General features: G+C 36.8%; 1 protein-coding gene. It reads right to left on the bottom strand.

Features of this window, described 5'->3' with window-relative positions; genetic code table 11:
- Nucleotides 1-160: 160 nt before the first annotated feature.
- Nucleotides 161-1,006 carry a type IV secretion system protein gene (locus tag ACFIK1_RS05020; protein ID WP_375662231.1) on the bottom strand — a complete coding sequence of 282 codons (846 nt, stop codon included), beginning with the start codon at nucleotides 1,004-1,006 and terminating at the stop codon, nucleotides 161-163.
- Nucleotides 1,007-1,040 lie beyond the last annotated feature (34 nt).

The raw sequence follows: 1,040 nt of genomic DNA, 5'->3' as shown, positions 1-1,040 counted from the left end.
TTTACGATAATTTATCTTTTCTTAATTTCATTTTTTAATTTATGAAAATAGCTCAATTTCAGTGCGAATATTTTTTACTTTAGGATTGGATATTCTTGTTATTTTATCGTGTGCATTTAAAGTTTCTGTTACGAGAATCATTTCTTTCTAGCTACATCCTCTAGTTTCTATGTTTCCATAGATGTCCAAATGTAATGCCTTTTGCGAGAGAATTGGCCATGCTTGATAGTTTGAGTAACAGCATGATGGATATAATAGACAAGATGAGAGCTCCCCCAAACATGGCTGCTACATTCTGGTTATAATCGAGTTTCATATCACTCAAGTAGTTTGCAAAGATATTCATCATCAGATTAAATACAGTCGCTAAGAGTAGAAAGAGGATTATATAATTTACGACTTGGATTAACCATTGCTGAAAAAAGCGATAGGTTGGTTGCCACAGTAATGCAATGATGAAGATAGGGCCCAATCCTACGAGAAGTGTAATAGCGATTTTTGTCAGTATGACGAGACCACCGCCGATTGCCACGACGGAACTTGTTGCCAGCAAGATGAGGATACCTAAGAGGCTGTAAAGCAATCCATTGGCCTCGAAGAAGACGGTTTCCTGGAAAAGACGACCTGCATATTGGAATCCTTTGGTTGCTGCTTTGTCCAATAAATTCATTAACTGTGTATCATTGAGTGGATTTGTCATGAGCGCTTTTGATAACTCATAGGGCATTTGTGTTATTAAATTGGCAATTTCACTTTGATAAAGTCCTGTGGTAAGGGCTATTGAAGTAATAATACTTATTCGTAGGAAACGATTTACAAATCCGGAGAGTGGCATATCGATAGCGCCCCGAATGATAAGCCATCCGTAGATGATGAAAGCGATCGTGATTCCAATTGAAACGAAAGGTGTAATTGTAGCAATTGCTTTTGAGGAAATACCCGTGACATATGTTTGTGTTACCTGGTTAATTTTATCGAAAAGTTGCGTGAACATAGTGAAGTTCATGGCATTCCTCTTTAACGAATTTTCAATTTTTTAT

Source organism: Bartonella sp. OC16QHHD (genome assembly GCF_042194035.1).
Lineage (GTDB): Bacteria > Pseudomonadota > Alphaproteobacteria > Rhizobiales > Rhizobiaceae > Bartonella.
Note: the sequence above shows the minus strand (reverse complement) of the source record. Positions and strands in the feature narration are given on the sequence as shown.